Annotated in this window: 21 protein-coding genes; 7 read left to right on the plus strand and 14 right to left on the minus strand. The window is 56.3% G+C overall.

All coding sequences use genetic code 11. The features are described from left to right. Nucleotides 1-49: 49 nt before the first annotated feature. Nucleotides 50-1,060 carry a nucleoid-associated protein YejK gene (gene yejK, locus ACTJJ1_RS16965; protein WP_004947114.1) on the plus strand — a complete coding sequence of 337 codons (1,011 nt, stop codon included), beginning with the start codon at nt 50-52 and terminating at the stop codon, nt 1,058-1,060. An 85-nt stretch (nt 1,061-1,145) separates the two neighbouring features. Here yejK and rplY read toward each other — a convergent pair whose 3' ends face one another. Beyond that, nucleotides 1,146-1,430, minus strand: coding sequence for a 50S ribosomal protein L25 (rplY, locus tag ACTJJ1_RS16970; protein WP_004947109.1), 285 nt, complete (start codon nt 1,428-1,430; stop codon nt 1,146-1,148). Between the two features lie 161 nt (nt 1,431-1,591). Beyond that, complete coding sequence (locus ACTJJ1_RS16975) at nt 1,592-3,349, minus strand: DEAD/DEAH box helicase (protein WP_004947106.1); 1,758 nt, start codon at nt 3,347-3,349, stop codon at nt 1,592-1,594. A 309-nt stretch (nt 3,350-3,658) separates the two neighbouring features. On the opposite strand from ACTJJ1_RS16975, the gene rsuA reads away from it, so the two are divergent. The 3 genes from rsuA to ACTJJ1_RS16990 all read left to right on the plus strand — a co-directional run bounded on the left by rsuA (nt 3,659) and on the right by ACTJJ1_RS16990 (nt 6,557). Next, nucleotides 3,659-4,372: a 16S rRNA pseudouridine(516) synthase RsuA gene (gene rsuA / locus ACTJJ1_RS16980; protein WP_004947102.1), complete on the plus strand. Its 714-nt coding sequence runs from the start codon at nt 3,659-3,661 to the stop codon at nt 4,370-4,372. A gap of 30 nt (nt 4,373-4,402) precedes the next feature. Further along, entirely contained in the window at nt 4,403-5,599 is a 1,197-nt protein-coding gene (locus ACTJJ1_RS16985) for a Bcr/CflA family multidrug efflux MFS transporter (RefSeq protein ID WP_122289199.1), read from the plus strand. Nucleotides 5,600-6,212: 613 nt separating this feature from the next. Beyond that, complete coding sequence (locus tag ACTJJ1_RS16990) at nt 6,213-6,557, plus strand: YejG family protein (RefSeq protein WP_004947098.1); 345 nt, start codon at nt 6,213-6,215, stop codon at nt 6,555-6,557. 9 nt (nt 6,558-6,566) lie between these two features. Here the strand turns inward: ACTJJ1_RS16990 and yejF are convergent, their stop codons facing one another. The 8 genes from yejF to ACTJJ1_RS17030 form a co-directional block, all read right to left on the minus strand. Continuing rightward, nucleotides 6,567-8,159, minus strand: coding sequence for a microcin C ABC transporter ATP-binding protein YejF (yejF, locus tag ACTJJ1_RS16995; RefSeq protein ID WP_004947095.1), 1,593 nt, complete (start codon nt 8,157-8,159; stop codon nt 6,567-6,569). 1 nt (nt 8,160) lies between these two features. Then, entirely contained in the window at nt 8,161-9,186 is a 1,026-nt protein-coding gene (locus tag ACTJJ1_RS17000) for an ABC transporter permease (protein WP_006326758.1), read from the minus strand. Continuing rightward, nucleotides 9,183-10,277 (minus strand): microcin C ABC transporter permease YejB, encoded by a 1,095-nt coding sequence (locus ACTJJ1_RS17005; protein WP_004947087.1) that lies wholly within the window; start codon nt 10,275-10,277, stop codon nt 9,183-9,185. The genes ACTJJ1_RS17000 and ACTJJ1_RS17005 overlap by 4 nt, the downstream gene beginning before the upstream one ends. A gap of 10 nt (nt 10,278-10,287) precedes the next feature. Next, entirely contained in the window at nt 10,288-12,096 is a 1,809-nt protein-coding gene (locus ACTJJ1_RS17010) for an extracellular solute-binding protein (protein ID WP_004947084.1), read from the minus strand. Between the two features lie 89 nt (nt 12,097-12,185). Further along, nucleotides 12,186-13,772, minus strand: coding sequence for a cyclic di-GMP phosphodiesterase (locus tag ACTJJ1_RS17015; RefSeq protein WP_004947079.1), 1,587 nt, complete (start codon nt 13,770-13,772; stop codon nt 12,186-12,188). 255 nt (nt 13,773-14,027) lie between these two features. Further along, entirely contained in the window at nt 14,028-14,603 is a 576-nt protein-coding gene (gene mepS / locus ACTJJ1_RS17020; RefSeq protein WP_004947077.1) for a bifunctional murein DD-endopeptidase/murein LD-carboxypeptidase, read from the minus strand. Nucleotides 14,604-15,010: 407 nt separating this feature from the next. Then, complete coding sequence (locus tag ACTJJ1_RS17025) at nt 15,011-15,721, minus strand: phosphatase PAP2 family protein (protein ID WP_004947075.1); 711 nt, start codon at nt 15,719-15,721, stop codon at nt 15,011-15,013. Nucleotides 15,722-15,772: 51 nt separating this feature from the next. After that, the gene (locus tag ACTJJ1_RS17030) at nt 15,773-16,747 is read right to left on the minus strand and encodes a CobW family GTP-binding protein (RefSeq protein WP_037433358.1); all 975 of its coding nucleotides are present in this window, start codon (nt 16,745-16,747) and stop codon (nt 15,773-15,775) included. A gap of 315 nt (nt 16,748-17,062) precedes the next feature. Here ACTJJ1_RS17030 and ACTJJ1_RS17035 point away from each other — a divergent pair, with 315 nt between their 5' ends. After that, nucleotides 17,063-17,371 (plus strand): type 1 fimbrial protein, encoded by a 309-nt coding sequence (locus tag ACTJJ1_RS17035; RefSeq protein WP_004947068.1) that lies wholly within the window; start codon nt 17,063-17,065, stop codon nt 17,369-17,371. Between the two features lie 49 nt (nt 17,372-17,420). Here the strand turns inward: ACTJJ1_RS17035 and ACTJJ1_RS17040 are convergent, their stop codons facing one another. Further along, nucleotides 17,421-18,902 carry a mannitol dehydrogenase family protein gene (locus ACTJJ1_RS17040; RefSeq protein ID WP_440834587.1) on the minus strand — a complete coding sequence of 494 codons (1,482 nt, stop codon included), beginning with the start codon at nt 18,900-18,902 and terminating at the stop codon, nt 17,421-17,423. Nucleotides 18,903-19,243: 341 nt separating this feature from the next. Between ACTJJ1_RS17040 and uxuA the strand changes: the two genes are divergently transcribed. After that, nucleotides 19,244-20,434 (plus strand): mannonate dehydratase, encoded by a 1,191-nt coding sequence (gene uxuA / locus ACTJJ1_RS17045; protein ID WP_440834589.1) that lies wholly within the window; start codon nt 19,244-19,246, stop codon nt 20,432-20,434. Nucleotides 20,435-20,576: 142 nt separating this feature from the next. On the opposite strand, the gene yeiP is transcribed toward uxuA, so the two are convergent. Continuing rightward, on the minus strand, nt 20,577-21,149 hold the full coding sequence (gene yeiP / locus ACTJJ1_RS17050) for an elongation factor P-like protein YeiP (protein ID WP_004947056.1): 573 nt from the start codon (nt 21,147-21,149) through the stop codon (nt 20,577-20,579). Between the two features lie 129 nt (nt 21,150-21,278). Further along, nucleotides 21,279-22,523, minus strand: a complete 1,245-nt coding sequence (mtr, locus tag ACTJJ1_RS17055) for a tryptophan permease (RefSeq protein WP_006326741.1) — start codon at nt 22,521-22,523, stop codon at nt 21,279-21,281. A gap of 284 nt (nt 22,524-22,807) precedes the next feature. Here mtr and ACTJJ1_RS17060 point away from each other — a divergent pair, with 284 nt between their 5' ends. After that, complete coding sequence (locus ACTJJ1_RS17060; RefSeq protein WP_004947052.1) at nt 22,808-23,062, plus strand: YkgJ family cysteine cluster protein; 255 nt, start codon at nt 22,808-22,810, stop codon at nt 23,060-23,062. A 6-nt stretch (nt 23,063-23,068) separates the two neighbouring features. On the opposite strand, the gene ACTJJ1_RS17065 is transcribed toward ACTJJ1_RS17060, so the two are convergent. Then, on the minus strand, nt 23,069-24,247 hold the full coding sequence (locus tag ACTJJ1_RS17065; protein WP_037433983.1) for a sugar efflux transporter: 1,179 nt from the start codon (nt 24,245-24,247) through the stop codon (nt 23,069-23,071). Nucleotides 24,248-24,418 lie beyond the last annotated feature (171 nt).

Raw genomic sequence — 24,418 nt, forward strand, 5'->3', positions numbered from 1 at the left:
CGAAGCCTTCGGTGCTTGAATACGCGCTCAAAGAACAGGAGGATTTATCATGAGTCTGGATATCGACCAGATCGCTCTGCACCAGTTGGTAAAACGCGACGAACAAACGCTGGACGTGGTGCTGCGCGACTCTCTTCTTCCCACCAATGCGGCGGTGGAAGAGATGATGGAGGAACTGCATCGTGTCTACAGTGCCAAGAGCAAGGCTTATGGCCTGTTCAATGAAGGCAGTGAGCTGGCGGATGCGCTGCGCACCTGCCGCAAGGACGATAAGGATTTTCTGGCTTTCAGTCGCGCGGCAACCGGCCGTCTGCGCGATGAGCTGGGCAAGTACCCGTTTGCCGAAGGCGGCGTGGTGCTGTTCGGCCAGTACCGCTACCTGTCGACAGAGTACTTGCTGATTGCGGTGCTCAACAGCCGCAACAGTTCGCGCGTTAACGAAGAGCTGGATATCAACACCACCCATTATCTGGACATCAACCACGCCGATATCGTGGCGCGCATCGATCTGACCGAATGGGAAACCAACCCGGAGTCCACCCGTTACCTGACCTTCCTGAAAGGCCGGGTGGGGCGCAAGGTGTCCGATTTCTTTATGGATTTCCTGGCGGCGGCCGAAGGGCTGGACACCAAAGCGCAGAACCGGGGCTTGCTGCAGGCGGTTGACGACTATTGCGCCGACGCCCAGTTGGATAAAAATGAGCGCCAGTCGGTGCGCCAGCAGGTTTACAGCTATTGCAACGAACAGCTGCAGGCCGGCGAAGAAATCGAGCTGCAGGAGCTGTCGAAAGAGATCGCGCCGGTGGGCGAGAAAGATTTCCTGCAATTTTCCAGCGAACAGGGCTATCAACTGGAAGACAGCTTCCCGGCCGATCGCGGCACTCTGCGCCAGTTGACCAAGTTCGCCGGCAGCGGCGGCGGCATCAGCATGAATTTTGACGCCATGCTGTTGGGGGAACGGGTGTTCTGGGATGCGGCAACGGATACGCTGACGATTAAGGGCACGCCGCCGAACCTGCGCGATCAGCTGCAACGCCGGTTAAACGGCGGCAACAAGTAACGTTTGCCGAATCGCAGACAATAAAAAACGCCGCAATTGCGGCGTTTTCTACTTCGGCGTCCCGAAAAGCTCGAATACGTTGCGATTACGCGCGAACGAAGTCGATGTGGGTCAGTTTTGGCTTGAACGGGTGACGCTGTACAGCCTGAACCTTAACTTTGGTTTCTTTACCGTCGATAACCAGAGTTACTGCTTCGCTGTAGAATTCTGGTTTAGCTTCCATGTTCTTTACAGAATCATGGTCTAATTCGATGGAAACTGCAGCTTCTTCGCCACCGTAAACGATAGCTGGGAATTTGTTAGCTGCACGCAGGCGGCGGCTCGCACCCTTACCCTGGTCTTTACGTACTTGTACATTGATAGTGAACATTGTTTTTTCTCTTAAAAGAAAATTTACCCTGTTAAGGCGACCCAGTAACAGGTTCGATAAACCACTTTAGCACCGGGCGAACCCAGCTAAAGCGGGCGGCATTTTAACGGAAAGCCGTCGGCAGGGCAATGGAAACCTCCCGAATCTGCGCGATGCGGGCATCAATACAGCTCGTTGGCCCGGCGGAAGCGGCCTTGATAATCGAACACTTTTTCCCGTACCTGCCAGAATTGCCCACGTTTGCGCGCCACGACAAAATCCGGATGACGCAACAGAGTCTGTTGGGCCAGCACGTCGGCTGCGGTTTGCCAACTGAACGGTACCCCCGGGGCGCGTTGATGCGGGCGCAGAAACAGCATCTCGAAGGCTTTGCGCTGCGCCGGCGTTTGCAGGCGGAAACGCTCGCTGGTGCTGGTGCCGTCTTCATCGTAATAGGTGGCCTTCAGCCACTCGCCTTTTTCATCGCGTCCGCTTTGCAACTCCATACCGCCGCAGCGCAGAACCAATGCGTCCTTCAGTTTCAGCGCCTCTTTCAGCATATCGTCGGGATCGACCAGCACTTCCTGGCACTGGTGACAGCGGCGCGCAGCAATGTCGTTTTCTGCGCCACAGTGCGGGCAACTCTTGAAACGAAAGCGGTAGTCGCACTGTTCGCGATGGCCATCATCGTCTTCCAGCCAGCCCTGGCAGCGGCGGCCGTAATGCTCGATGATGTCGCCATTTTCGGTGCATTTTCCCCAGAACAGGTTGGCGAAGCCGCAGCCGGGGCAGAATACCTGTACCGGCTGGCTGTCGCTGTGCGGTTTGCTGACGCCCACCTCAGGCGTAAACAGGTCATGCGGGTTGCCGGCGTAGTCGAGGATCAGGCAATCCTCTTTGCCGGGAGCCAGCCGCAGCCCGCGGCCGACGATTTGCTGATAAAGGCTGACGGATTCGGTGGGGCGCAAAATGGCGATCAGATCGACATGCGGCGCGTCAAAGCCGGTGGTCAACACCGCCACGTTGACCAGATAGCGCAGTCGTTGTTGTTTGAACGCCTCAATCAACGCATCCCGTTCGGCGGCCGGCGTTTCGGCGCTGACCAGCGCGGCCTCACCGGCCGGCAGCAGGCCGTGGATCTCACGAGCATGCTCAACGGTGGAGGCGAAAATCATCACCCCTTTGCGAGTTTCGGCATATTCGACGATCTGGCTGATGATGTGCGGCGTGATGCGATTTTGCTGTTTCAGCTCGCGGTTGAGGTCTACCTCACTGAACAGGCCGTTGCTTCTGGCCTCCAGGCGGCTGAAATCGTACTGCACAATCGGCATGTCGAGCCGTTCCGGCGGCACCAGATAACCGTGCTTGATCATGTAGCGCAGCGGCAGTTCATAAATGCAGTCGCGAAACAGGCTACCGGCATCGCCGCGGGTAAAGCCGTGGTAGTGATACTGATAAATCCAGCCTTTACCCAGCCGGTAAGGCGTGGCGGTCAGTCCCAACAGCCGCAACTGCGGGTTGGATTTTTGCAGATGCTGAATAATTTGCTGGTACTGGCTGTCATCGTCGTCGCTGATGCGGTGGCACTCGTCGATAATCAGCAGGGAAAATGCGCCGTCGAACAACGACAGATTACGCGCCACGGACTGTACGCTGCCGAACACCACTTTGCCGGCGCTGTCTTTTTGCTGCAGCCCGGCGGCAAAGATATCCGCCTCCAGCCCGTAGGCGCAGTATTTGGCGTGGTTTTGCGCCACCAGCTCTTTCACGTGGGCCAGCACCAATACCCGGCCGCGTGCGCGCTTCGCCAGTTCGGCGATCACCAGACTTTTGCCTGCACCGGTCGGCAGCACAATCAGCGCCGGTTGAGAGTGCTGGCGGAAATGTTTGATGGTGGCTTCGACCGCTTCCAGTTGGTAGGGGCGTAGAGTAAAGGCCATGAATTAACGCCGTTGGTTGAAATGGGCCGCCGGGAACATGTTTTGCAACATCTGAACCCACAGAAACAGTGACATTTTACTCCTCAGGCGGCTAAAAAATTTCTATTATTATGCCTTGTGAGCGCATGCGGTGCGAGAAGCGTGGAAATTACCTCTGTCAGGGGGCCGTTTCCGCCGCTATACTCCTGTCACAGTAATCGCTGTTTCCCCCTCTCCGAACCTGCCCTGTTGCACCTGGTGCAACGGCGGGCGTCATATTTTAGCAATACGATCAATGCGATCATAACAACGACAGGCAAAGCAGATTCAATGCGACTGGACAAGTTTTTATCTCAGCAGTTAGGTGTTAGCCGCGCGCTGGTAGCGCGTGAACTTCGGGCAAAACGCGTCACCGTGGACGGTGAAGTGGTGAAGAGCGGGGCTGTCAAACTGACCCCGGAGCAGGAGGTGGCGTTTGACGGCAACCCGCTGCAACAGCTGAGCGGCCCACGCTATTTCATGCTCAACAAGCCTCAGGGGTACGTTTGCTCTACGGACGATCCCGATCACCCGACGGTGCTGTATTTCCTCGATGAGCCGGTCGCTTATAAACTGCATGCCGCCGGTCGGCTGGATATCGACACCACTGGCCTGGTGCTGATGACTGACGACGGGCAGTGGTCGCACCGCGTCACCTCACCGAAACATCATTGTGAGAAAACCTATCTGGTCACGCTGGAGCATCCGCTGGCGGAAGATACCGCACAGCAGTTTGCCGAAGGCGTGCAGTTGCATAATGAAAAAGATCTGACCCGTCCGGCGCAGCTGGAAAAAATTGAAGACACTCTGGTGCGTTTGACCATCAGCGAAGGGCGCTATCACCAGGTGAAACGCATGTTCGCGGCGGTTGGCAACCGGGTTGTCGAACTGCACCGCGAGCGGATTGGCGCCATCGTAATGGATGAGGATTTGGCTCCGGGCGAATACCGCCCGCTGACTGAAGAAGAAATCGCCAGCGTGGGCGCACCACATTTGCAGGACTAACGGCTGCGGCTGATTAAGGAGTCGTTGAACGTGCAACAGAACCGGTCATCTCACCTCGGTTTGATTTTTATTCTGGGCCTGCTTTCCATGCTGATGCCGCTGGCTATCGACATGTATCTGCCCAGTATGCCGGTGATAGCCAAGCAGTTCGGCGTCGAGTCGGGCAGCGTGCAGATGACGCTCAGCGCCTATATGCTCGGTTTTGCCCTGGGGCAGCTGTTCTATGGGCCGATGTCGGACAGCATAGGGCGCAAGCCGGTGATCCTGTGGGGGACGCTGATCTTCGCCATTGCCGGCGGCGCTTGCGCCATGGCGCAGTCGATCGAGCAGTTGATCAACCTGCGTTTCCTGCACGGTCTGTCGGCGGCGGCGGCCAGCGTGGTGATTAATGCCCTGATGCGCGATATGTTCACCAAGGACGAATTTTCGCGCATGATGTCGTTTGTCATCCTGGTGATGACCATTGCGCCCTTGCTGGCGCCGATGATCGGCGGTGCGCTGCTGCTGTGGTTCAGCTGGCATGCGATTTTCTGGACCATGGGCGCAGCGGCGCTGATCGGTTCGCTGCTGGTGGCGTTCTTTATTAAAGAGACGCTGCCGAAAGAGCGGCGGCAGAAATTCCATCTGCGCACCACGTTGGGCAATTTCGCTTCGCTGTTCCGCCACAAGCGCGTGCTGAGTTATATGTTGGCCAGCGCCTTCTCGTTCGCCGGCATGTTCTCGTTCCTCAGCGCCGGGCCGTTCGTGTATATCGAATTGAATAACGTTTCGCCGCAGCATTTTGGTTACTACTTTGCGCTGAATATCGTGTTTTTGTTCCTGACGACTTTGGTTAATAGCCGCAACGTACGGCGGCGGGGGGCGATCAACATGTTCCGCCTGGGGCTGCTGGTTCAGTTGGCGATGGGGCTGTGGTTGCTGGCGGTGAGCGCCATCGGCCTGGGCTTCTGGGCGCTGGTGCTTGGTGTGGCGGTTTATCTGGGCTGCATCGCCATGATTTCGTCCAACGCCATGGCGGTGATCCTGGATGATTTCCCGCATATGGCGGGTACGGCGTCCTCGTTGGCCGGTACGCTGCGTTTCAGCATCGGCGCTCTGGTCGGGGCGGTACTGTCGATGGCGCCAGGCAAGAGCGCCTGGCCGATGGTCTCTTCCATGGCGCTGTGCAGTATCGTAGCGGTGCTGTTCTATTTGTATGCCAGCCGTCCACGCAGCAACCTTGCCTGATCCTTCCGCGATTTATCTCTGAATAACCAAGGCCGGCGTAGTGCTGAGCCTTGGTTACTCCATTCTTTTCAACACCCTCTCATCAATCCCGTTGGCAATGCAGATTTTGTTGCTAAATATAAGTACGCTAATTAAATGCTCGGCGTGCAATCTGTGTGCTTTTTGTTAAAAAAAGCGCAGGTTAAGAAACGATAATTACAGAGGTTCCGCACGGTATCTTTGCCGGGATGTGGTGTTTGACTTATATTTTGTCTATTTAAAATCAATAGATTAAATCGATTTTTTACCTTGAAGGGCGAAGTTAAATGTTTCTGCAATGTAAAATTATAAAGAGTGAAAAGTAACCGCATTGCAAGAAAAAAGAGTTGAGATCGTGGCGGGAAAGGGTTACATATAACGCAAAAATGCGAGCTGAGTCGCAAAATGCCGTGAAATGACACCGTGCGGCGCACCAAAACAGCACGATATCAGCAAGCGCAGGGTGCGGTTAATGAGTTGTGACATATTTTACATTTAAATAACATATGTGCGCGGCAGAGTCGGTTCTCAACGGCTATAACTTAGTTACCCTGTCAGGTAAAAACTGTTTCACTTTTCAAACTAGGGATTTCATGTGGATAGTATCCAACTTTCGGTAGTGCATCGCTTGCCGCAAAGTTATCGTTGGCTATCAGGTTTTACCGGCATCAAGGTTGAACCGATTCCGCTTAGCGGGATAGACGAAGATAACAATCTGATTGGCTTGAAACTGCTCAGCCACGAAGGGGCGGACGCCTGGCAGGTTATGCAACAGCTTAAGCTGTCCTTGCAGGAGATTCAGGTCGATTGCGCCATCGTGGAGTGGGAAGGGGAAGCTTGCCTGTTTGTGCATCGCAGCGATGAAAGCGCCACCTTATGCCGGTTAAAAAACGTTGGTGCCGCCATCGCCGAGCCACTGAGCGCGCAATACCCTTTCTGACCCCCGCCGCTAATCGGCCAGCTGTAGCAACTGCTGCGTATAAGCGGCGGCAGGCGAGTTAAAGATCGTCTGGCAGTCGCCCTGTTCAACCACTTCTCCCTGGCGCAATACGATCACCTGATGGCACAGTGAGCGTACTACCTGCAAATCATGGCTGATGAACAGATATGCCAGCCGATGGCGCCGTTGCAGAGACTTCAGCAACGTCAGGATTTGCGCCTGTACCGATTTATCCAGCGATGAGGTCGGCTCATCCAGAATCAGCAACTGCGGCTGCAGAATCAGCGCCCGTGCGATAGCAATGCGCTGGCGCTGGCCACCGGAAAACTCGGTAGGGTAGCGGTGGCGCAGGGCGGGATCCAGCCCCACTTCTTGCAAGGCTTCCATCACCTTTTGTTCACGCTGTTCGGCGCTCAATTTCTGATGTACCTCCAGCCCCTCGGCGATAATTTGCAACACGCTCAGTCGCGGGTTCAGCGCGGAGTAGGGATCCTGAAACACGATCTGTATCTGGCTGCGGTACGGCAGCATCTGTTTCAGGCTGAACTGGTGCAGCGGTTGGCCGTTAAACCAGATAGCGCCGCTGGCGTTCAACAGACGCAGCAGCGCCAGCCCGGTGGTGCTTTTACCCGACCCCGACTCCCCCACCAATCCAACGCTTTCCCCGGCCTTCAGCTCAAAACTCAGTCCTTTCAACGCGTAGTGATGGTCAACCGTGCGGCGCAACAAGCCGCGCTTGATCGGGAAACTGACCTGCAAGTTTTCCACTTTCAGCAGCGGGGCGGCGTCCGCCGGCAACGGCAGAGGATCGCCGACATTTTCCGCTGCCAGCAGTTGCTGGGTATAGGGATGCTGCGGCTGGCTGAACAGGCCCGCCCGGCTGTTCTGCTCAACGCACTGACCATTGCGCATCACCGCCACATTGTCCGCCAGGCGGCGAACGATATTCAGGTTATGAGTGATAAACAACAGCCCCATCCCCATTTCTTGCTTCAGCTCTTTCAGCAGCAGCAGGATCTGCGCCTGAATGGTCACATCGAGCGCAGTGGTCGGTTCGTCGGCAATCAGCAGTTTTGGCTGGGTCAATACCGCCATGGCGATCATGACCCGCTGGCGTTCGCCGCCGGAGAGCTGATGCGGATAGTCTTTCAACCGGCCTTTGGCGTTGCGAATACCGACGCGATCCAGGCACTGAATAATCTCCCCGCGCGCTGCGTCGCGCCGCATGCCACGGTGCAAGGCCAACACTTCCGCCAGTTGTTTCTCAATGGTGTGCAATGGGTTGAGCGACACCATCGGCTCCTGAAAAATCATCGAAATCTGGTTGCCGCGTACGTTGCGCAGCTCGGCTTCCGGCGCATGCAGCAACGAGCTGCCATTGAACAGGATATCCCCCCCGGTATAGACCACCGGCGGCGAAGGCAGCAGCCGCAGCACCGACAGCGCGGTCACGCTTTTGCCGGAGCCGGATTCACCCACCAGGGCCAACGTTTCCGCTTTTTCTATTTGCAACGACAAGCCGTTGACCACCTGATTCAACTGCTCTCCCTGACGGAAAGCAACGCCGAGATCCTGAATTGAAAGCAGTGGAGTACTAGCCATATCAATGTGCCTTGCTGGGGTCAAAGGCGTCGCGTATGGCTTCGCCGATAAAAATGAGTAAAGACAGCAACACCGCCAACACCAGGAACGCAGTAATGCCGAGCCACGGTGCTTGCAGGTTGTTCTTGCCCTGCAGCAACAGTTCACCGAGCGACGGAGAGCCGATCGGCAGGCCGAAGCCCAGGAAATCGAGAGAGGTCAGGGTGGTGATGGAACCACAGAGGATAAACGGCAAGAAGGTCAGCATCGCCACCATCGCATTGGGCAGCATATGCCGGTACATAATGACCCGGTCCGGTACCCCCATAGCGCGTGCGGCGCGGATGTAATCATAGTTGCGGGTGCGCAGGAACTCGGCGCGCACTACGCCTACCAGGCTCATCCAGCCAAACAGAATGGTGATACCGAGCAACCACCAGAAATTGGGTTGTACGATACTCGACAGCAAAATGATCAAAAACAGCGTCGGCATGCCCGACCACACCTCGATAAAGCGTTGTCCCCACAGGTCAAAACGCCCGCCGTAATACCCTTGCATCGCACCGACGCAAACGCCGATCACACTGGAAAACAGCGTCAGCGCCAACCCGAACAGCATCGAAATGCGAAAGCCGTACAGCACGCGGGCCAGCACGTCGCTGCCGTTACCGTCGGTACCCAGCAGGTTATGGCGCGAGGGGGCTGAGGGGAAGGGCACTTCAGTGGCGAAGTTGATGGTGTCGTAACTGAAGCGAATCGGTGGCCAAACCGCCCAGCCGTGGCGGTCGATCTGCTGTTTTACGAAAGGATCCTGGTAATCGGTGGCGGTATTCAGCTCACCGCCAAAGGTGGTCTCGCTGTAATTGATCATGAACGGCAGGTACAGGCGGCCTTCGTAGCGCACCAGAAGCGGCCGGTCGTTGGCGATCAGGTTGGCGGCCAGGCTGAGGATAAACAACACCAGGAAAACCCACAGTGACCAGTAACCGCGGCGATTACTGCGAAAACGCGCCCAGCGCGCTTGGTTGATCGGGCTTAAGCGGCTCATTGGCGGGCCTCGAAATCAATGCGCGGATCGACCAGGGTATAGGTGATATCGCTGAGGATATTCAACAGCAGGCCAATCAGGGTAAAAATATACAGCGTGCCGAACATCACCGGATAGTCGCGCTGCAGGGTGGCGTCATACCCCAGCAGCCCCAGCCCGTTGAGCGAGAACATCACTTCAATCAGCAATGAACCGGTGAAAAACATGCTGACGAACGTCGCCGGGAAGCCGGCGATCACCAGCAGCATGGCATTGCGAAATACGTGACGATAAAGGATCTTGTTCTCGTCCAGTCCCTTGGCGCGCGCGGTGACTACATACTGTTTGCGGATCTCGTCAAGGAACGAATTTTTGGTCAGCATGGTCAGGGTGGCGAAACCGCCAATGACCGTCGCCAGCACCGGCAGGGTGATGTGCCACAGATAATCGGCAATTTTGCCGTACCACGACAGGCTATCGAAGTTGCTGGATACCAGGCCGCGCAATGGGAACCAATCCAGATAACTGCCGCCGGCGAACAGCACGATCATCAGAATGGCGAACAGGAAGGCCGGAATGGCATAGCCGATGATAATCAGCGTGCTGCTCCAGATATCGAAAGCGCTGCCGTTATGCACCGCCTTGCGGATACCTAGCGGGATCGACACCAGATAGATAATCAGCGTGCTCCACAGGCCCAGGGTGATGGATACCGGCAGGCTATGGCCCACCAGTTGCATCACCGACGCGCCGCGGAACAGGCTGTCGCCAAAGTCGAAACGCATATAATTCCACAGCATGGTGAAATAGCGCTCATGCAGCGGTTTGTCGAAACCATAGCGTTTGGTGATTTCGGCGATCACTTCCGGATCCAGCCCGCGGGATCCCCGGTACTGGCTATCCGTGGCGGTGCCGACGCCGATCCGAGCGTGCCCCAGGCCTTCACCTGCGCCACCGCCGCCAAAACCGCTGCTCTGGCCCATCTCGATGTTGGCAATTGCCTGATCGACCGGGCCGCCGGGCGCGATCTGAACGATGAAAAAGTTAATGGTGATGATCGCCCACAGAGTGGGAATAATCAGCAACAGTCTGCGAATCAGATAAGCCGCCATCGCCGACCCCTTATTGTTGTCGGGCCGGCAAACGCGCCGCCTTGTTGACGTCAAACCACCAGTTGTCGAAGCCAATCACGTAAGCAGGACGGATCGCCGGCGTGGAGAACTTGTCCCAGTAGGCATAGCGATCGTGATTGGAATACCACATCGGCAGCATGAACCTGTTCCAGGTCAGCACCCGATCCAGCGCACGGCCCAGCGGCAGCAGGGCTTTTTCGTCGCCCTGGTGCCGCAGGATGTTGCGCACCAGGCTGTCGACGGCCGGATCGGTGACGCGGGGCGTATTCCAGCTGGAATTGATGTATTCGGAGTCCCAGTTCGTCTGGAGCGCAGAACTCGGGAAAGGCATTGCCAGATAGACCGTAGGCATCATGTCAAAATCGCCGTCACGCATGCGTTTGGTGAATTGAGTGACGTCAATTTCACGGATCTGCATCTCGATCCCCAGCCGCTTGAGGTTGTGCTGGAACGGCAAGACGTACTGAAAGTTGCTGCCGCTCAGCAACATCAGCTCGAAGGTAAAGGGCTTGCCGGTTTTGCTGTTCACCAACTGCTGGTTTTTCACTTCCCAACCGGCTTGCTTGAGCAACTGGGTGGCTTTCAGCAGGTTCTGGCGATCGCTGCCGCTGCCGTCAGAGGATGGCGGCTGGTAGATGCTGGTGAACACCTCCGGCGGTACCTTGCCCTTCAGCGGCGCCAGCAGCGCCAGTTCGGCGGCATCCGGATAGCCGCTGGCGGCGTAGGGGGTATTCTGGAAATAGCTGTTGGTACGTTGATAAGCGTTGTAATACAGCGCCTTGTTCATCCAATCGAAATCGAAGGCCAGCGTGATCGCCTCGCGCACTCGCCGATCGGCAAACAGGGGGCGTTTCATATTGAACGCCATCCAGCGGGTATTTTGCGCCGACTGGTTGGTTTCATCCTGTTTGACTATGTAGTTGCGGGCGAAGTTGCCGCCCTGATATTGGGTGGCCCAGCTTTTGGGCGAACCCTCAATGCGGAAGTCGTAGGCACCGGCCTTGAAGGCCTCCAGCGCCACTTTGTCATCCAGATAGTAGTCGTAGCGGATGCTGTCGAAGTTGAAGCGGCCGCGATTGACCGGCAGGTTGGCCGCCCAGTAGTCGCGTACCCGTTGATAGGTAATGTATTGACCGAGGCGGTAACTGCCGACCTTATACGGGCCGCTGCCAAGTGGCGGCGCAGCCAGCGGCTCGTTCAGCTTATGATCTTTCCAGAAACTCTCCGGCAGCACCGGCAGCCCAAATAGCCCGAGCAGTTTGTCTTTATCCGGCTGCGGGAATTCGATGCGAACCGTCAGGCGGGAGATGGCCTTTACCGTAATGCCTTTGTAGACAATGCGAAATTGCGGCACGCCTTCGGTCATAAACTTGTTAAAGGTAAAGGCGACGTCGGCTGCGGTGATAGGGCTGCCATCGTGGAAGCGGGCGCGGGCGTTAATGTCCAGCTCCACCCAGTGCATATCGGCCGGGAAGCGGGCAGATTCGGCGATCAGTGGATAGTAGCTGCCTATTTCGTCGTCCGAGGTGGTGAACAGCGAGTCGTACAGTGCGTCGGTGCGTTCGCCGGCCACGCCGCGCGAGGCGTAACGGTTAAAGTTATCGTAGGTGCCGATCGCCGCCATTCGCACGTCGCCGCCTTTCGGAGCGGCCGGATTGACGTAGTCGTAATGACTGAAATCGGTGGCGTATTTCGGCTCACCGAGAAGGGCGAAAGCGTAACTTTCATTGAGGGTTTCGGCCTGCAGGCCAAAACTCAGTGCTGAGAGCACCAGGGCAGCAAAAACGCGCACGGACATCTTGACGGTAAGCTCCTGCTGATAAGTCGGTTAAGTCTGCGGCCAGCATAACATTCACTGCCGCGCCGCAGGGTGAAGTAATGTAAAGATCAGGCTTTTTGCGCCTGATAATCAAAGACCTGCTGGCTAGTGCAGAATGTCACGAAGTTGTCGATGCTCAACGGCTTGCTGAAATAATACCCCTGCATAAAGTTAACGTCCCGTTCCTGCAGGAAGTGCAATTGTTCGGCGGTTTCCACGCCTTCCGCCACGGTTTGCATTTTCAGCTTTTTAGCCAGTGAGATCACCGCGTCCAGCACCGGTGCGGTGACCGTATCCTGACCGATGGTGTTGACGAAACCACGGTCTATTTTCAGGTAGTCCATGGTAAAGCGTTCCAGATAAATCAGCGCGCTGTGGCCGGTGCCGAAATCGTCGATGGCGATTTCAATGCCTTGCTGGTGCAGCCAGTCAAACTCCGCCAGCGCGTTGGCTTCCTCTACCATGCCGCGCTCGGTTATCTCGAATACCAGCGTAAAGTAGTTGCTGGGCAGCTGTTTCAGCAGTTCGTACACGTCCTGATGGAAGGAGGGGGCGCTCAGATGGGAAGGGGAGATGTTCAGACCCAGTTTGGCGCCTTTTGGCAACACCGTCGCCAGGCGTGGCACGTCTTCGGCGATCAGGCGGAACAGATGGCGCGTCAGCGGCACAATCAGCCCTTCGCTTTCGGCGTAGGGGATAAACAGGTCCGGCGGGATACGCCCTTCAATCGGATGCTGCCAGCGGATCAGCGCCTCCAGTCCGGCGACGGCGCCTTTGCGGGTATGGAACACCGGCTGGTATTCGATAAAGAATTCATTGCGCTTGATGCCGCGCATCAACGCACGCTCCGGGCTTTGGCGCAGCAGCAGCATGTAGTAGCACAGGACGCCGATCATCAATGACAGCACCAGGCTGCCCAACAGGGTCAGGCGGATATCATTGGGCGTCAGCGTTTCGTTATAAAACAGAATCGTCATCGGCGTGCCCGAGATGGCTAAGCGATCGGCCTGGCCGTTCGGCAACTGGCTCACCGGCATCAGGTTCGGGCTGAAGGTGGTCAGGGCGAGATCGCCCAGAATAATGGCAATGCCGGGTGTGCGTGCGTCACGCGAAGCGAACAGCAGATAGGGCATCAGGTTGATATCCAGGGTCGCCAACACGCCGGTGTTTTCCTCTCCGGGATGACGCAACCAGACGGCTACTGCGGGTTTTCCCGGCACAAGAGGGGTGCCTTGCTGCAGTTTGAGATCCCGCGTCTGGCGCGGATCGATTTCCGGATAAATATTTTTCAGTGCCAGCATCATGCTGCCGGTAGCCGAGGAGCAATAGGCAAAACCGTTTTTCACCAGCAGGAAGCTCCGCACGCCGGAATTAAACGCCGCCTGATAGGTAATATCCGGCTGACTGGAAGCGCAGGAGCGTTCCGTCAACGGCATCAATTGCAGCATGATTTCCGTCAGACTATCCAGATTTTCGAGGGTGAATTTCTGTGTGCGTTGTTCTACCGTGCGTTGATATTGTGTGCGCTGGTGATTAATCAGGAGAAGTGTGATACCCGTAAACAGGACAAAAAATACCAGAGCGACAATGCTGCTTTTAGCCAGGCTGCGTCGTCTGTGCGAAACATGGCGTGCAAATGCCCTTTTCAAGCCCATAAACCTTTGCCCCCTGAGCACGGCGTATCATTCTGTTTTTGTTATCGAGTGCTCGCTTAATATATCCCAATGGTGGTGGTGCAGTCATTATTCATCGTTATTTACGCAGGATAATCCGCTAACAAACGCTTAATTGTATTTGATGATGATAGGTGAGTTTTTTATCAGCGTAACGTTAGGGATAAAAAAAACGCTGCCCGGGGGCAGCGTTTTATTGCTCGTTTGGTATTCAGGACAATCAGGTATTTTGCGCCGTCAGCTGCTGGTCAGCACTCTGCGGGCTTCACGATAACGTTTATTCCAGTAGTTATCGTTCAGATTCGAAATCATCACGCCGCTGCTGGTAGAGGCATGAACGAATTGATCGTTACCTAAATAAATGCCGACGTGGCGCCCGGTAGAGCCGGCGCGGAACAGCACCAGATCGCCAGGACGCAGTTTGGTACGCACGATTTTCTTGCCGAGGTCTTCCTGTTCATAGGTAGAACGCGGTAAATCCATACCAAACTGTTCACGGAAGGTGCGTTGTACAAACGCCGAGCAATCAATGCCGCGCTTGCTTTCACCGCCTAAACGGTAGCGAACACCTTTCCAGTCTGCATACTGATCCATAATTTTTGACTTAACGTCAACGTTACGGACCATTGCTTCGAATTCATCCTGAGAGGCTTGCAGTAAAAGACCGTTTTTGTCATTAACTGCATGCATCTCAGTTTGTGCGTTATTCAAGTTCGAAGTGTGAGTCGAGCTGCACGCAGAGAGCATTACCGCTGCGGCAATTGCAGGTACTACCCGCAAAAAATATCTCAGAAACGGTTGAGATTTGACCATTGTTGTTGTTTTCCCTTGAAGTCCTTAACGACGAAAGTCGCTACCTGAAAATGCCAAACGAAACGAGCCTAATCTGCACCTGCTGCCCCGACAATCGCTTACCGCTGAAAACGTGGCGGAACGCACATTTTTCACGGATTTAATGCTGAAACGAGGTAAACCAGGCACAAACGCATCCGAGGTTACCGCAACGAATCAGGGATTGCGAGCCTTTTCCTGTCCTTTTTTATATGAATTTGTGATGTAACATAATGTAAAACTTCATATAAAAAACGCCGATTGCCCGTTGTGTTGGTTTTACGTGAAATCAGGTGACGAAAGCGTTAACGCGCTGATGTGGAAATAGACAAAAGGCGGCGCGGAAATAATCAGGAGGCGGCGGGCCTCCTGCGGGTCATAGCGATTTGTTATGACTGGACGGGGCGGTGCTTGCCGGGCAGCATGAGGTTCAACCCGTTAATCAGCTTGTCGCTGAGTGGGGTCATCAGGCACCAACTGACGCCCACCAACACCACGGACAGTGAGCCGACGGCGATATCGGTGAACCAGTGTGCGCCGATCATCACGCGCGGCAGTGAGAAAACCAGCGTGATCAGCAGCGCCACGGCAAAAGCGCGGCGGTTAAAATAGCGCAGCATAAAACAGGTAAAAATCATCAGCATCATGCCGTGGTCGCCGGGGAAGCTGTCGCTGGAGGCGTCTTTGGTGGGAATGCCGGTCAGCATACTGACGCGGTTGATATTCTCGAAGCTGAGCGACGGGCTGGGGTGTTTTACCGGCAACAGGTGCCCAAGCTGGTTCAGCACTACGGCGGTGAGCAACATGACAACGCCGGTGACCAATAAACGACGGCGGCCGACGGCATCCTGCTTGAGATAAAAATACAGGTACAGCAGCCCCATGGCGATCAGGGAAATCACGTCGAAAGCGCGATTATTGGTGATGGCCACCAGGTGCAGAAAGCCGGGATCGGTCGCCAGATGGCGGTTGAAGAAAAAGAAAATCGCTGAGTCCAGAGTAAACCAGTAACCGTGGTTAGCCGGCAGGAACCAGGACAGAAACAGCGCAATGCCCAGTAAATTGAAGAAAATGATGAAGGGTAAATTGCGGCGTGTCATGACATAACCTGTTGTAAGTCTAAAAATAAAATGATGTTAACGGTAAAGATTCTAACTTAAACGAATGTTAAACAATTGGGATTGCAGGGCGTTCCAGTCAGCATTTTCGCTGTGGATCAGTTCGATGCGGCTGTCCAGTGGTGCGACAGGGCGCGTTTCGATATTGAGATCCTGCCCCTGGCGGTTAATCAACAACGTGCCCTCCGCAATGCGAACTACGCCTTTGGCGCGTTCGACCGGCGCCAGCCGCACCCATTCCATGATGCCAATGGTATCGAATACCGTGTCCGCATCAAAAATCCAGCCGCAGCTGGTAAACCCCTGGCCTTGATTGAGCGCCCGTCGCCAACGCGAGGTTTCCGGCAGCCGCAATGCGGCCAGGCCCTGGGTTTTGGCATGGCTATGATGATGCTGCGCATCCGGTAATTCTGTGCGATTCGTGCGAGGCAGGTTGAGCCAATCTACATTCGCCTGGCCTTGTTCTATGGGGTAAAGCGGCCGCTGGCGGGGATCTTGCGCCGCCCACTGTTGTAAGGCCAGAAGATCCTGCGGTCGATAGGTGTCGCTTTTACTGGCCAATATGATGTCGGCTGCTGCCAGTTGATCGCGAAAGTTTTCATTTTCTCGATAGCGCGGCTCGCTGAGTTGGCGAGCGTCCAGCAGGCACAGCGTGGCCTGCAGATCGATCCAGCCGGCGTAGCTGTCCTGTGTCAGCAACGACAGGATTTGCTTCGGATGGCCCAGGCCGGTCGGCTCGATGAGCAACCGATCGGGCTTGCTTTGCTGCAACAACATATTCAATCCGACCTGCATCGGCAGGCCGTTAACGCAGCACATGCATCCGCCGGGGATCTCCTTCAGCACTGCGCCGCTGTCCGCCAGCAACGCGCCGTCGATGCCAATTTCACCGAATTCATTCACCAGCACCGCCCAGCGTTCGTGTTCCGGCTTGTTGGCCAGGAGATGACGGATGGTGGTGGTTTTGCCGCTGCCGAGAAAACCGGTGATCAGGTTAGTTTTGGTCATTGATGATTCCTGATGTTGATAAAGTCCAGAGGGGCGATAATTAAGCTGTGCCGCCTGGCCGTGTATGAGTGTGTTTAACCTGCGCCAGGTCACAAATTCAATACGTTAAAATGCGTTATTTAGCCGGCTAAATCCACGCCTGGCGTTCGGAAAATTCCCAACAAAAACCCGGTATTAGATAAGGATGTTAGCGTTTAGTAGCTTGTTTTTACGCTATTAATGGCCGGAATATCCATCAAATTAACCCCCTTTCCTTACGATTATTCTTAAGAAAGTCCTCTATGTTTAAATTGAGTTAGCAAAAGTGAGGTTGCCATGAACATCTTTCGGTTATTTTTGATCGCAGGAATGTTGTTTTCATGGATGGCGGCAGGCCATGCCGGAACCACTGGCGGGGTTATTCATTTTGTTGGTTCTATCGTAGAGAGCCCCTGCTCGGTGGATATCGCCGGTTCAACGGCCAATACGCAATGTTACCGCAATGGGCAACACTATCAAGGGCAACAGACCCTGTCGCATTTCGATGTTTCACGCAAAGAGCTTCCACTGAATTTAGGTACGACGGAAATGCAGTGGGTGGATCAACAGAAAAAACTGGCCGTCATGACCGTGGTTTATCGCTAAGCTATCAGGCCATGCCGGGTACAGCTTGCCCGGCATGGCTTTCATTTCCTTAGACAAGCTGAGTCGCAACCCACTCTTTCACCGTTTGGCGTGCCCCGCGATCGCGCAGCGACAGGTAAGCGCGGGTTACCGCCGCCACAAATTCTCCCTCGACCGGCAGCTGTTCACCGAAAACGCTTTTCAACCCCAATAGCGCCTTGACCCGCTGTTCATCGTCCGGCGTAGCGGCCACCCTTTGCTGCAGTGCAGGCAGCAGCGGATCGCGGATGTCGATAGGTTGGCCGGCGTCATCCACACCGCTGACATAGCGCATCCAGGCGGCGACGCCCAACGCCAGGCCGGCATAACTGCCGCCGTGCTGCAAATGCCAGCGGACCGAATCCAGCATGCGCTGCGGCAGTTTTTGCGTGCCGTCCATGGCGATTTGCCAGGTGCGATGCTGCAGCGCTGGGTTGCTGTAGCGTTCGATCAGCTGTGCGGCGTAGGCGGCCAGATCGATGCCGCTGACGCTGAGAGTCGGCGCCTGTTCTGCCAGCATCAGGTGGTGTGCGGCGCGGCGATAAGACTCGTCGGCCATGCAGTCGTTAATGTACTGATAGCCGCCCAGATAACCGAGATAGGCCAGAAACGAATGGCTGCCGTTCAGCATGCGCAGCTTCATCTGTTCAAACGGCAGCACATCGTCGACCAATTGCGCCCCGGCCAGCTCCCAGGCCGGTCGGCCGGCGACAAAATTATCTTCCACCACCCATTGAATGAAGGGTTCGCAAGCGATGGCGCACTCATCATGGACGCCGCCGAGCGCGGCGGCAATGTCAGCCAGCGTTTCCGGCGTGGCGGCCGGAACAATACGGTCGACCATGGTGCTGGGGAAGCTGACCTGCCGGGCTATCCACTCGGCCAGCATGCCGTCACGCTCCTGCGCCAGCCCGATTATTGCGTTACGCAGCACATGGCCGTTTTCCGGAATGTTATCGCAGGAGAGCAGGGTGAAGGCGGGCAGGCCGCGCTCAAGACGCAGACGCAGCGCCTCCACCAGAATGCCGGGTACGGTGGCCGGCTGGCCGGGATTGGCCAGATCGGCACGGATCGCCTCGTGTTGCAGATCCAGTTTTCCACTGCCCGGCTCGATACAGTAGCCTTTTTCGGTAATGGTCATCGACACGATCGCCACCTGGGGCTCCGCCAGCTTTTCCAGCACGGCCTCGATCCCTTCCAGTTTGCGATGCACGCTTTCATTCACTGCGCCTATCACGATAGCCTGATTACCCGTCGCGCCTTTCTCCAGCACGCTGTACAGATGCTCTTGCAAGCGCAGGCTCTGGAACAATGGCACGCCGCCAGACAGGCTGATTTCGCAAATACCCCAGTCGCCGCCCTGGCGATTCAACACCCGGTCGGTAAGCAACGCCTGGTGGGCGCGGTGGAAAGCGCCAAATCCGATATGCACCATGCGACTTTGCAATGCGCTGCGATCGTAGCGCGGTTGCTGGACCGCATCCGGCAGCGGCGAGTTGGCGATAGTCTTCATTCAAAGCTCCAAAGCTGAGTAAAAAGGTGCTGGCCGGTAGCTTTGCAAAAGCTATCGGACCAGTTTTTCGGGCGGCATGCGGGGCTGCTTTCAGCCTTTACCGTACGGGCTCTCTGCCGCCAGTGTAAGGCTGTCTGCGCATCAATAAAATTGCTCAGTCCAAAATAAGCCAGATTCGTGAAGTGGATCAACCCAGCGAGATTTCTGTTTTGACAACCCGCCTCGACGGAGTAAGGTAAAAGATAAATGATATCTATCTCATTTGGTATAACAAAATTGCCGGGTTTGAGCGGTCTTGATCACCAACCGGCAACCTCCGGCGATTTTTACAAGGATAAACAATGGAACAAACATGGCGTTGGTACGGGCCGAACGATCCTGTCTCTCTTGACGATGTGCGCCAGGCCGGTGCCACCGGCGTCGTCACCGCACTGCACCATATCCCGAATGGCGAAGTTTGGCCGATCGATGAGATCAAGGCGCGACAGGCGCTGTTGGCTGAGAAAGGGCTGGTGTGGTCGGTGGTGGAAAGCATTCCGGTGCATGAAGAGATCAAAACCCACAGCGGCAATTACCCGCGGCATATCGCCAGTTACCAGCAGTCGCTGCGTAATCTGGCGGCCTGCGGTATCGATACCGTGTGCTACAACTTTATGCCGATTCTCGACTGGACACGCACCGATCTGGAGTACCTGCTGCCCGACGGTTCGAAAGCGTTGCGTTTCGATCACATCGCCTTCGCCGCTTTTGATCTGCATATCCTGCAGCGCGCCGGCGCAGACCAGGATTACACACCGGAAGAGCAGGCGCAGGCGGCCGCCCATTTCGCTGCCATGAGCGAAGCGGAGAAAAACACATTGACCGGCAATATCATAGCCGGGCTACCGGGCGCCGAAGAGGGGTACACGCTCGATCAGTTCCGCGCCCGCCTGGCTGAGTACGATGCGATCGACAAGGCGCAACTGCGCGAAAATATGGCGGTGTTCCTGCGCGCCATTGTGCCGGTGGCGGAGGAAGTCGGCGTGCGTTTGGCGGTGCATCCGGACGATCCGCCGCGGCCGATCCTCGGCCTGCCCCGTATCGTGTCCACCATTGAGGACATGCAGTGGCTGAAGCAGACCGTCGACAGCCTCTATAACGGTTTCACCATGTGCACCGGGTCTTACGGCGTGCGTGCGGATAATGACCTGGTACGGATGATTAACACCTTCGGCGACCGCATCCATTTCACCCACCTGCGCGCCACCTGCCGTGAAGAGAATCCGAAGAGTTTCCATGAGGGGGCCCATCTGCAGGGTGACGTGGACATGGTTGCGGTGATCGAGGCGATCCTCAGCGAGGAGCAACGGCGTCATCAGGCGGGCGATCGTCGGCCGATCCCGATGCGTCCCGATCATGGGCACCAGATGCTGGATGATTTGAAGAAAAAAACCAATCCGGGTTACTCGGCGATTGGTCGGCTGAAAGGATTGGCGGAGCTGCGTGGCGTTGAACTGGCGCTTAAGCGCCGTTTCTTCCCTGAATTGCCGTAACGGCGAAAAGTTGCGCCAAAATCTGGAATAAGCGTTATCGGCGCGGCCAATTTTCGCCCGGCCAGCGCGCAGGGCCCGGAGCGTACACGCAGTACGTGAGGACCCGAGCACTGCCCGGACGGAAAGTGGCAAGCAAGATAGCTTATTCAGCCCGGCTCATATAGCGGCGCTCTGCAATATGAATGCGGATTTTGTCGCCGGCGCTGAGGTATTCCGGTACCTGAATGGTCAGGCCGGTCGCCATGGTGGCCGGCTTGTTGCGGGCGCTGGCGGAGGCGCCTTTGATGCCCGGCGCGGTGTCGACAATTTCCATATCCACGGTCTGCGGCAGTTCCAGCGCCAGCACCTGGCCGTCCAGCGTCAGCACCTGCATGCCCGGCAGGCCGGCTTCAGGAATAAACAGCAGCTCGTCTTCGATCTGGTCTTTCTTGAAGATGTACGGGGTGAAATCCTCGTCATCCATGAACACGTATTCTTCCCCGTCGATATAAGAGAAGTTCACCTTGCGGCGGGACAGGGAAATGGTGTCCAGAATATCGTCGCCCTTAAAACGCTCTTCTACCTTCAGCCCGGTGCGGACGTCGGAGAAACGCATTTTGTACAAGGTGCTGGCGCCGCGTGCGCTTGGGCTTTGCACATCGATGTCTTTCACCAACAGCAGTTTGCCGTTGTAATTGATCGCCATGCCGCGCTTAATTTCGTTAGCCTTTGCCATATAAAGTAACCTGCAATGAAGAGTATTTGGGAAGTTGCGACAAGTTACTCGCGCCGCCGATTTCAGGCAAGCAGATCGCGCAAAAACAGTGACGGAAAGGGGATGACGAATGTCATCCCCTGAGCGGATTTACTGAAATACCGGCAGCAGGCCGAGCAGCGCCAGCAGATGTGCGGCGGCGTTGATCACCCCGAACAGAATGATGAACAGGATCATGCCGTGGCCACCAGGCGCGCGATACTGCGCCTGCGGGAAGCGGCGGCGGCTGGCGCGCGCCAACATCGCCGGCACGATCACCGCCCAGATGGTGGCCGCCAGCCCGGCGAAGCCGATGGCGTACAGGAAGCCGTTCGGGAACAGCAGGGCGGCCAGCGTTGGCGGTGCGAAAGTCACCAGCGCGGTTTTGCTGCGCCCGGTAGTGTCATCGCTGAATTTAAAGAAGTCCGCCAGATAATCGAACAGGCCCAGCGACACCCCGAGGAATGAACTGGCCAGCGCCATATAAGAGAAGGCGTTCAGCAATTGGCCAACGGCCTGGCTGCTGGAGACGTTGCCCATTTGTTTGAGCAGGCTGCCGATGTTGCCGCCTTCGGCAATCACCTGCTTGAAGGCGTCGCGGGCGATGTTGCCCTGAATCACATACTGCCACAGGATATAGATAGCCAGTGCCAGCAGCGTGCCGTACACCAGGCTGCGTACCACCGCACGGCTGTCTTTTTGGTAGTATTTCACCAACCCCGGCACGTTGCCGTGGTAGCCGAACGACGTCAGCAGATAGGGCAACGCCGCCAGTGCATAAGGCAGGTAGCTGGCCTGGTCATCGCCGCGGTTGAACAGCACCGCCGGTTGTACGTGGGTGAACATATCGCCCACCGACATCACAAAGGTGATCACCATCCCGCCGATCAGAATGGTGCTCAGGCGATCGACGGCGCGGGTCGACAACCAGACGATAAACGCCACCAGGATGGCAAACACCAGCCCTGCGGTGGTTTGGCCGACACCGACGATGCCTTCCAGCGTGTGGGCGATGATCGAGCCGCCGGCGGAAATGTAGGCGTAGGTGAGGATGTACAGCACAAAGGTAATGGAAAGGCCGTTAATGGCGTTCCAGCCTTTGCCCAGCAGATCTTTGACGATGGTATGGAAGCTGGCGCCGCTTGGGTAATGCAGTGTGGCTTCCAGGATCATCAGGCCGGATACCAGCATGCAGGCCCAGGTATAAATCAACAGCGCCACGGAGCCGCTGAACCACACGCCAGAAGTGACGATGGGAATGGAGAACATGCCGGCGCCGACGGCGGTGCCTGCAATGATCATCGCGCCGCCGAGTACCGAAGGGCGGGCTAGCTTCTGGATGGTGTCCGTGGACATTTTTGCTCCTGAGTGGCCGCGTCGGCCGTGAGTTCTTTTGTACTAGCTCAATGGTACATGTGAGATTGGTGCATGTAAAGCCGCTAATGCGCTTGTTTCATGCATTAATTGGCATTAATTGGACAATTTATGGCGTATTTTTTTGCCTGTGTGTGAGAGGCCTGTTTGTGACTATGGAGGTGGGGTGTAAAGATTCGCGAGCAACACCGGATTATGCTGGCGGCGGATGAGCCGTGCTGATATTGTCGCGCTTCAATTCCGCCAGCCCACCGGGAGACTCGCTGATGGACTGTCGTGCCGACTGCGGCGCCTGTTGTATCGCGCCTTCAATATCCAGCCCTATCCCCGGAATGCCCAACGGCAAGCCCGCCAATACCCGCTGCATTCATCTGAGCGAGCAACTGCGCTGCGGCCTGTTCCACTCGCCGCTGCGGCCCAAAGTGTGCGGCAGCCTGCAGGCCAGCCGCGAGATGTGTCATGACCATCGCGACCAGGCATTGATCTACCTGATTAAACTGGAAGCGGACACCGCGCCATAAACACTTTTAAGCGTCTTTAAGCTTCCACAGGCACAGCACCGCGCCGACAACCATCGCCAGCGCGGAATAAAACACCGCGTGATAGCTCCAGATCTCCGCCACCACGCCGGCGACAGAGCCGGCAATAATCCAGCCCACGCGCGTGGTGTTGGTAAACAAGGTGGTGGCTGCACCCGCCTGTCCGGGCATCAAATCCTGAAAATAGAGCATGCCGATCCCCGCCAGCACGCCGATAAACGCCGCGTTAAGCAGTTGCAGGGCGATCAGTTGCCAGGTGCCGGTGATAAACAACAGCCCGAAATAAAACAGCAGGCCCGCCGCCACCGCGCAGCGCATCAACATACGTTTGCCGAAGCGTTTGGCCACCATGCCGGCAATCAGCATGGTCGGTATCTCCAGCCCGGCCGCCGTGCCCATCAGTATCCCGGCCAGTTTTTCCGACAGTTGCAGTTCGTGCACCATATACAGCGGCATATTAATCAAATACATGCCATTTGCGGTCCACATAAAGGTGCAGGCCATAAACAACAGCAGCGTATCGCGGCGGTTCTGGCGTGGCGCCTCCAGCGTGGCGCGGGTTGTCACCTGCGTTTTGCGCATCGATGGCAGCATTTTCCACACCAGCACGCCGCACAGGATAAATGCCGCCGCCGCCGCCAGATACATCACCTTAAAGCCAAAGCCCAATGCCAGCGCGAAGGCGATAGGCGGCCCTATTACCCAGGCGAGGGAAACCTGCGCACGCAAAATTGAACTGAACATCACCGCCTCGCGGCCGGTGCGATCGGCGTGTTCGCGCGCCAGGGCAAACATCTGCGGGTTGGCGGTAGAGCCGAAACTGGTCAGCATCACGCCCACGATCAGCAGCAGGTAATAATTACGGTTCCAGGCGAACAGCACGCAGCCCAGCGCGCCCAGCATGCAGCAGAGGAAAATCAGCGACTTGCGGTCGCCTTTTTGATCCGAGCGGCGGGCGAGAAACTGGCTGACCAGAATGCCGATGACGGCGCTGCCGGTGAAAAACAGACCCACCATCGAAGGACGCACCTGCACTTCCGTCGCCAGAAACAGGCTGAGCGTGGGTGTCTGTAAGGCACCGGCAATCCCGGTGAGAAAAGCCACGACGAGAAAGGCCAGCGAAGTGAGATCGGGCGAGCGTCGCGTTACCGCAGTCGATGTAGGCATAGAGGTCAGCAAAGGATCGGAATGATAAGGAGGTCGGGTGAATAATACGCCCATTTATCAAGAAAGAACAAAAAAACAAAAAGCGGTTTCATTTTTCCTGGCAGTAAAAAACGTTTATCTGGATAAGGCCAAGTAAAAAAGGGCGACGTTGCCGCCGCCCTGTCTGGCAGT

Origin of the sequence: Serratia sp. 22264 (assembly GCF_052045345.1) — a bacterium.
GTDB lineage: Bacteria > Pseudomonadota > Gammaproteobacteria > Enterobacterales > Enterobacteriaceae > Serratia > Serratia plymuthica.

Excerpts from the sequence above, each read along its gene's own strand:
- yejK (WP_004947114.1), top strand. The coding sequence starts at position 50 with ATGAGTCTGGATATCGACCAGATCGCTCTGCACCAGTTGGTAAAACGC.
- rplY (WP_004947109.1), bottom strand. The coding sequence starts at position 1,430 with ATGTTCACTATCAATGTACAAGTACGTAAAGACCAGGGTAAGGGTGCG.
- ACTJJ1_RS16975 (WP_004947106.1), bottom strand. The coding sequence starts at position 3,349 with ATGGCCTTTACTCTACGCCCCTACCAACTGGAAGCGGTCGAAGCCACC.
- rsuA (WP_004947102.1), top strand. The coding sequence starts at position 3,659 with ATGCGACTGGACAAGTTTTTATCTCAGCAGTTAGGTGTTAGCCGCGCG.
- yejF (WP_004947095.1), bottom strand. The coding sequence starts at position 8,159 with ATGGCTAGTACTCCACTGCTTTCAATTCAGGATCTCGGCGTTGCTTTC.
- ACTJJ1_RS17000 (WP_006326758.1), bottom strand. The coding sequence starts at position 9,186 with ATGAGCCGCTTAAGCCCGATCAACCAAGCGCGCTGGGCGCGTTTTCGC.
- ACTJJ1_RS17005 (WP_004947087.1), bottom strand. The coding sequence starts at position 10,277 with ATGGCGGCTTATCTGATTCGCAGACTGTTGCTGATTATTCCCACTCTG.
- ACTJJ1_RS17010 (WP_004947084.1), bottom strand. The coding sequence starts at position 12,096 with ATGTCCGTGCGCGTTTTTGCTGCCCTGGTGCTCTCAGCACTGAGTTTT.
- ACTJJ1_RS17015 (WP_004947079.1), bottom strand. The coding sequence starts at position 13,772 with ATGGGCTTGAAAAGGGCATTTGCACGCCATGTTTCGCACAGACGACGC.
- mepS (WP_004947077.1), bottom strand. The coding sequence starts at position 14,603 with ATGGTCAAATCTCAACCGTTTCTGAGATATTTTTTGCGGGTAGTACCT.
- ACTJJ1_RS17025 (WP_004947075.1), bottom strand. The coding sequence starts at position 15,721 with ATGACACGCCGCAATTTACCCTTCATCATTTTCTTCAATTTACTGGGC.
- ACTJJ1_RS17030 (WP_037433358.1), bottom strand. The coding sequence starts at position 16,747 with ATGACCAAAACTAACCTGATCACCGGTTTTCTCGGCAGCGGCAAAACC.
- ACTJJ1_RS17035 (WP_004947068.1), top strand. The coding sequence starts at position 17,063 with ATGAACATCTTTCGGTTATTTTTGATCGCAGGAATGTTGTTTTCATGG.
- ACTJJ1_RS17040 (WP_440834587.1), bottom strand. The coding sequence starts at position 18,902 with ATGAAGACTATCGCCAACTCGCCGCTGCCGGATGCGGTCCAGCAACCG.
- uxuA (WP_440834589.1), top strand. The coding sequence starts at position 19,244 with ATGGAACAAACATGGCGTTGGTACGGGCCGAACGATCCTGTCTCTCTT.
- yeiP (WP_004947056.1), bottom strand. The coding sequence starts at position 21,149 with ATGGCAAAGGCTAACGAAATTAAGCGCGGCATGGCGATCAATTACAAC.
- mtr (WP_006326741.1), bottom strand. The coding sequence starts at position 22,523 with ATGTCCACGGACACCATCCAGAAGCTAGCCCGCCCTTCGGTACTCGGC.
- ACTJJ1_RS17060 (WP_004947052.1), top strand. The coding sequence starts at position 22,808 with ATGGACTGTCGTGCCGACTGCGGCGCCTGTTGTATCGCGCCTTCAATA.
- ACTJJ1_RS17065 (WP_037433983.1), bottom strand. The coding sequence starts at position 24,247 with ATGCCTACATCGACTGCGGTAACGCGACGCTCGCCCGATCTCACTTCG.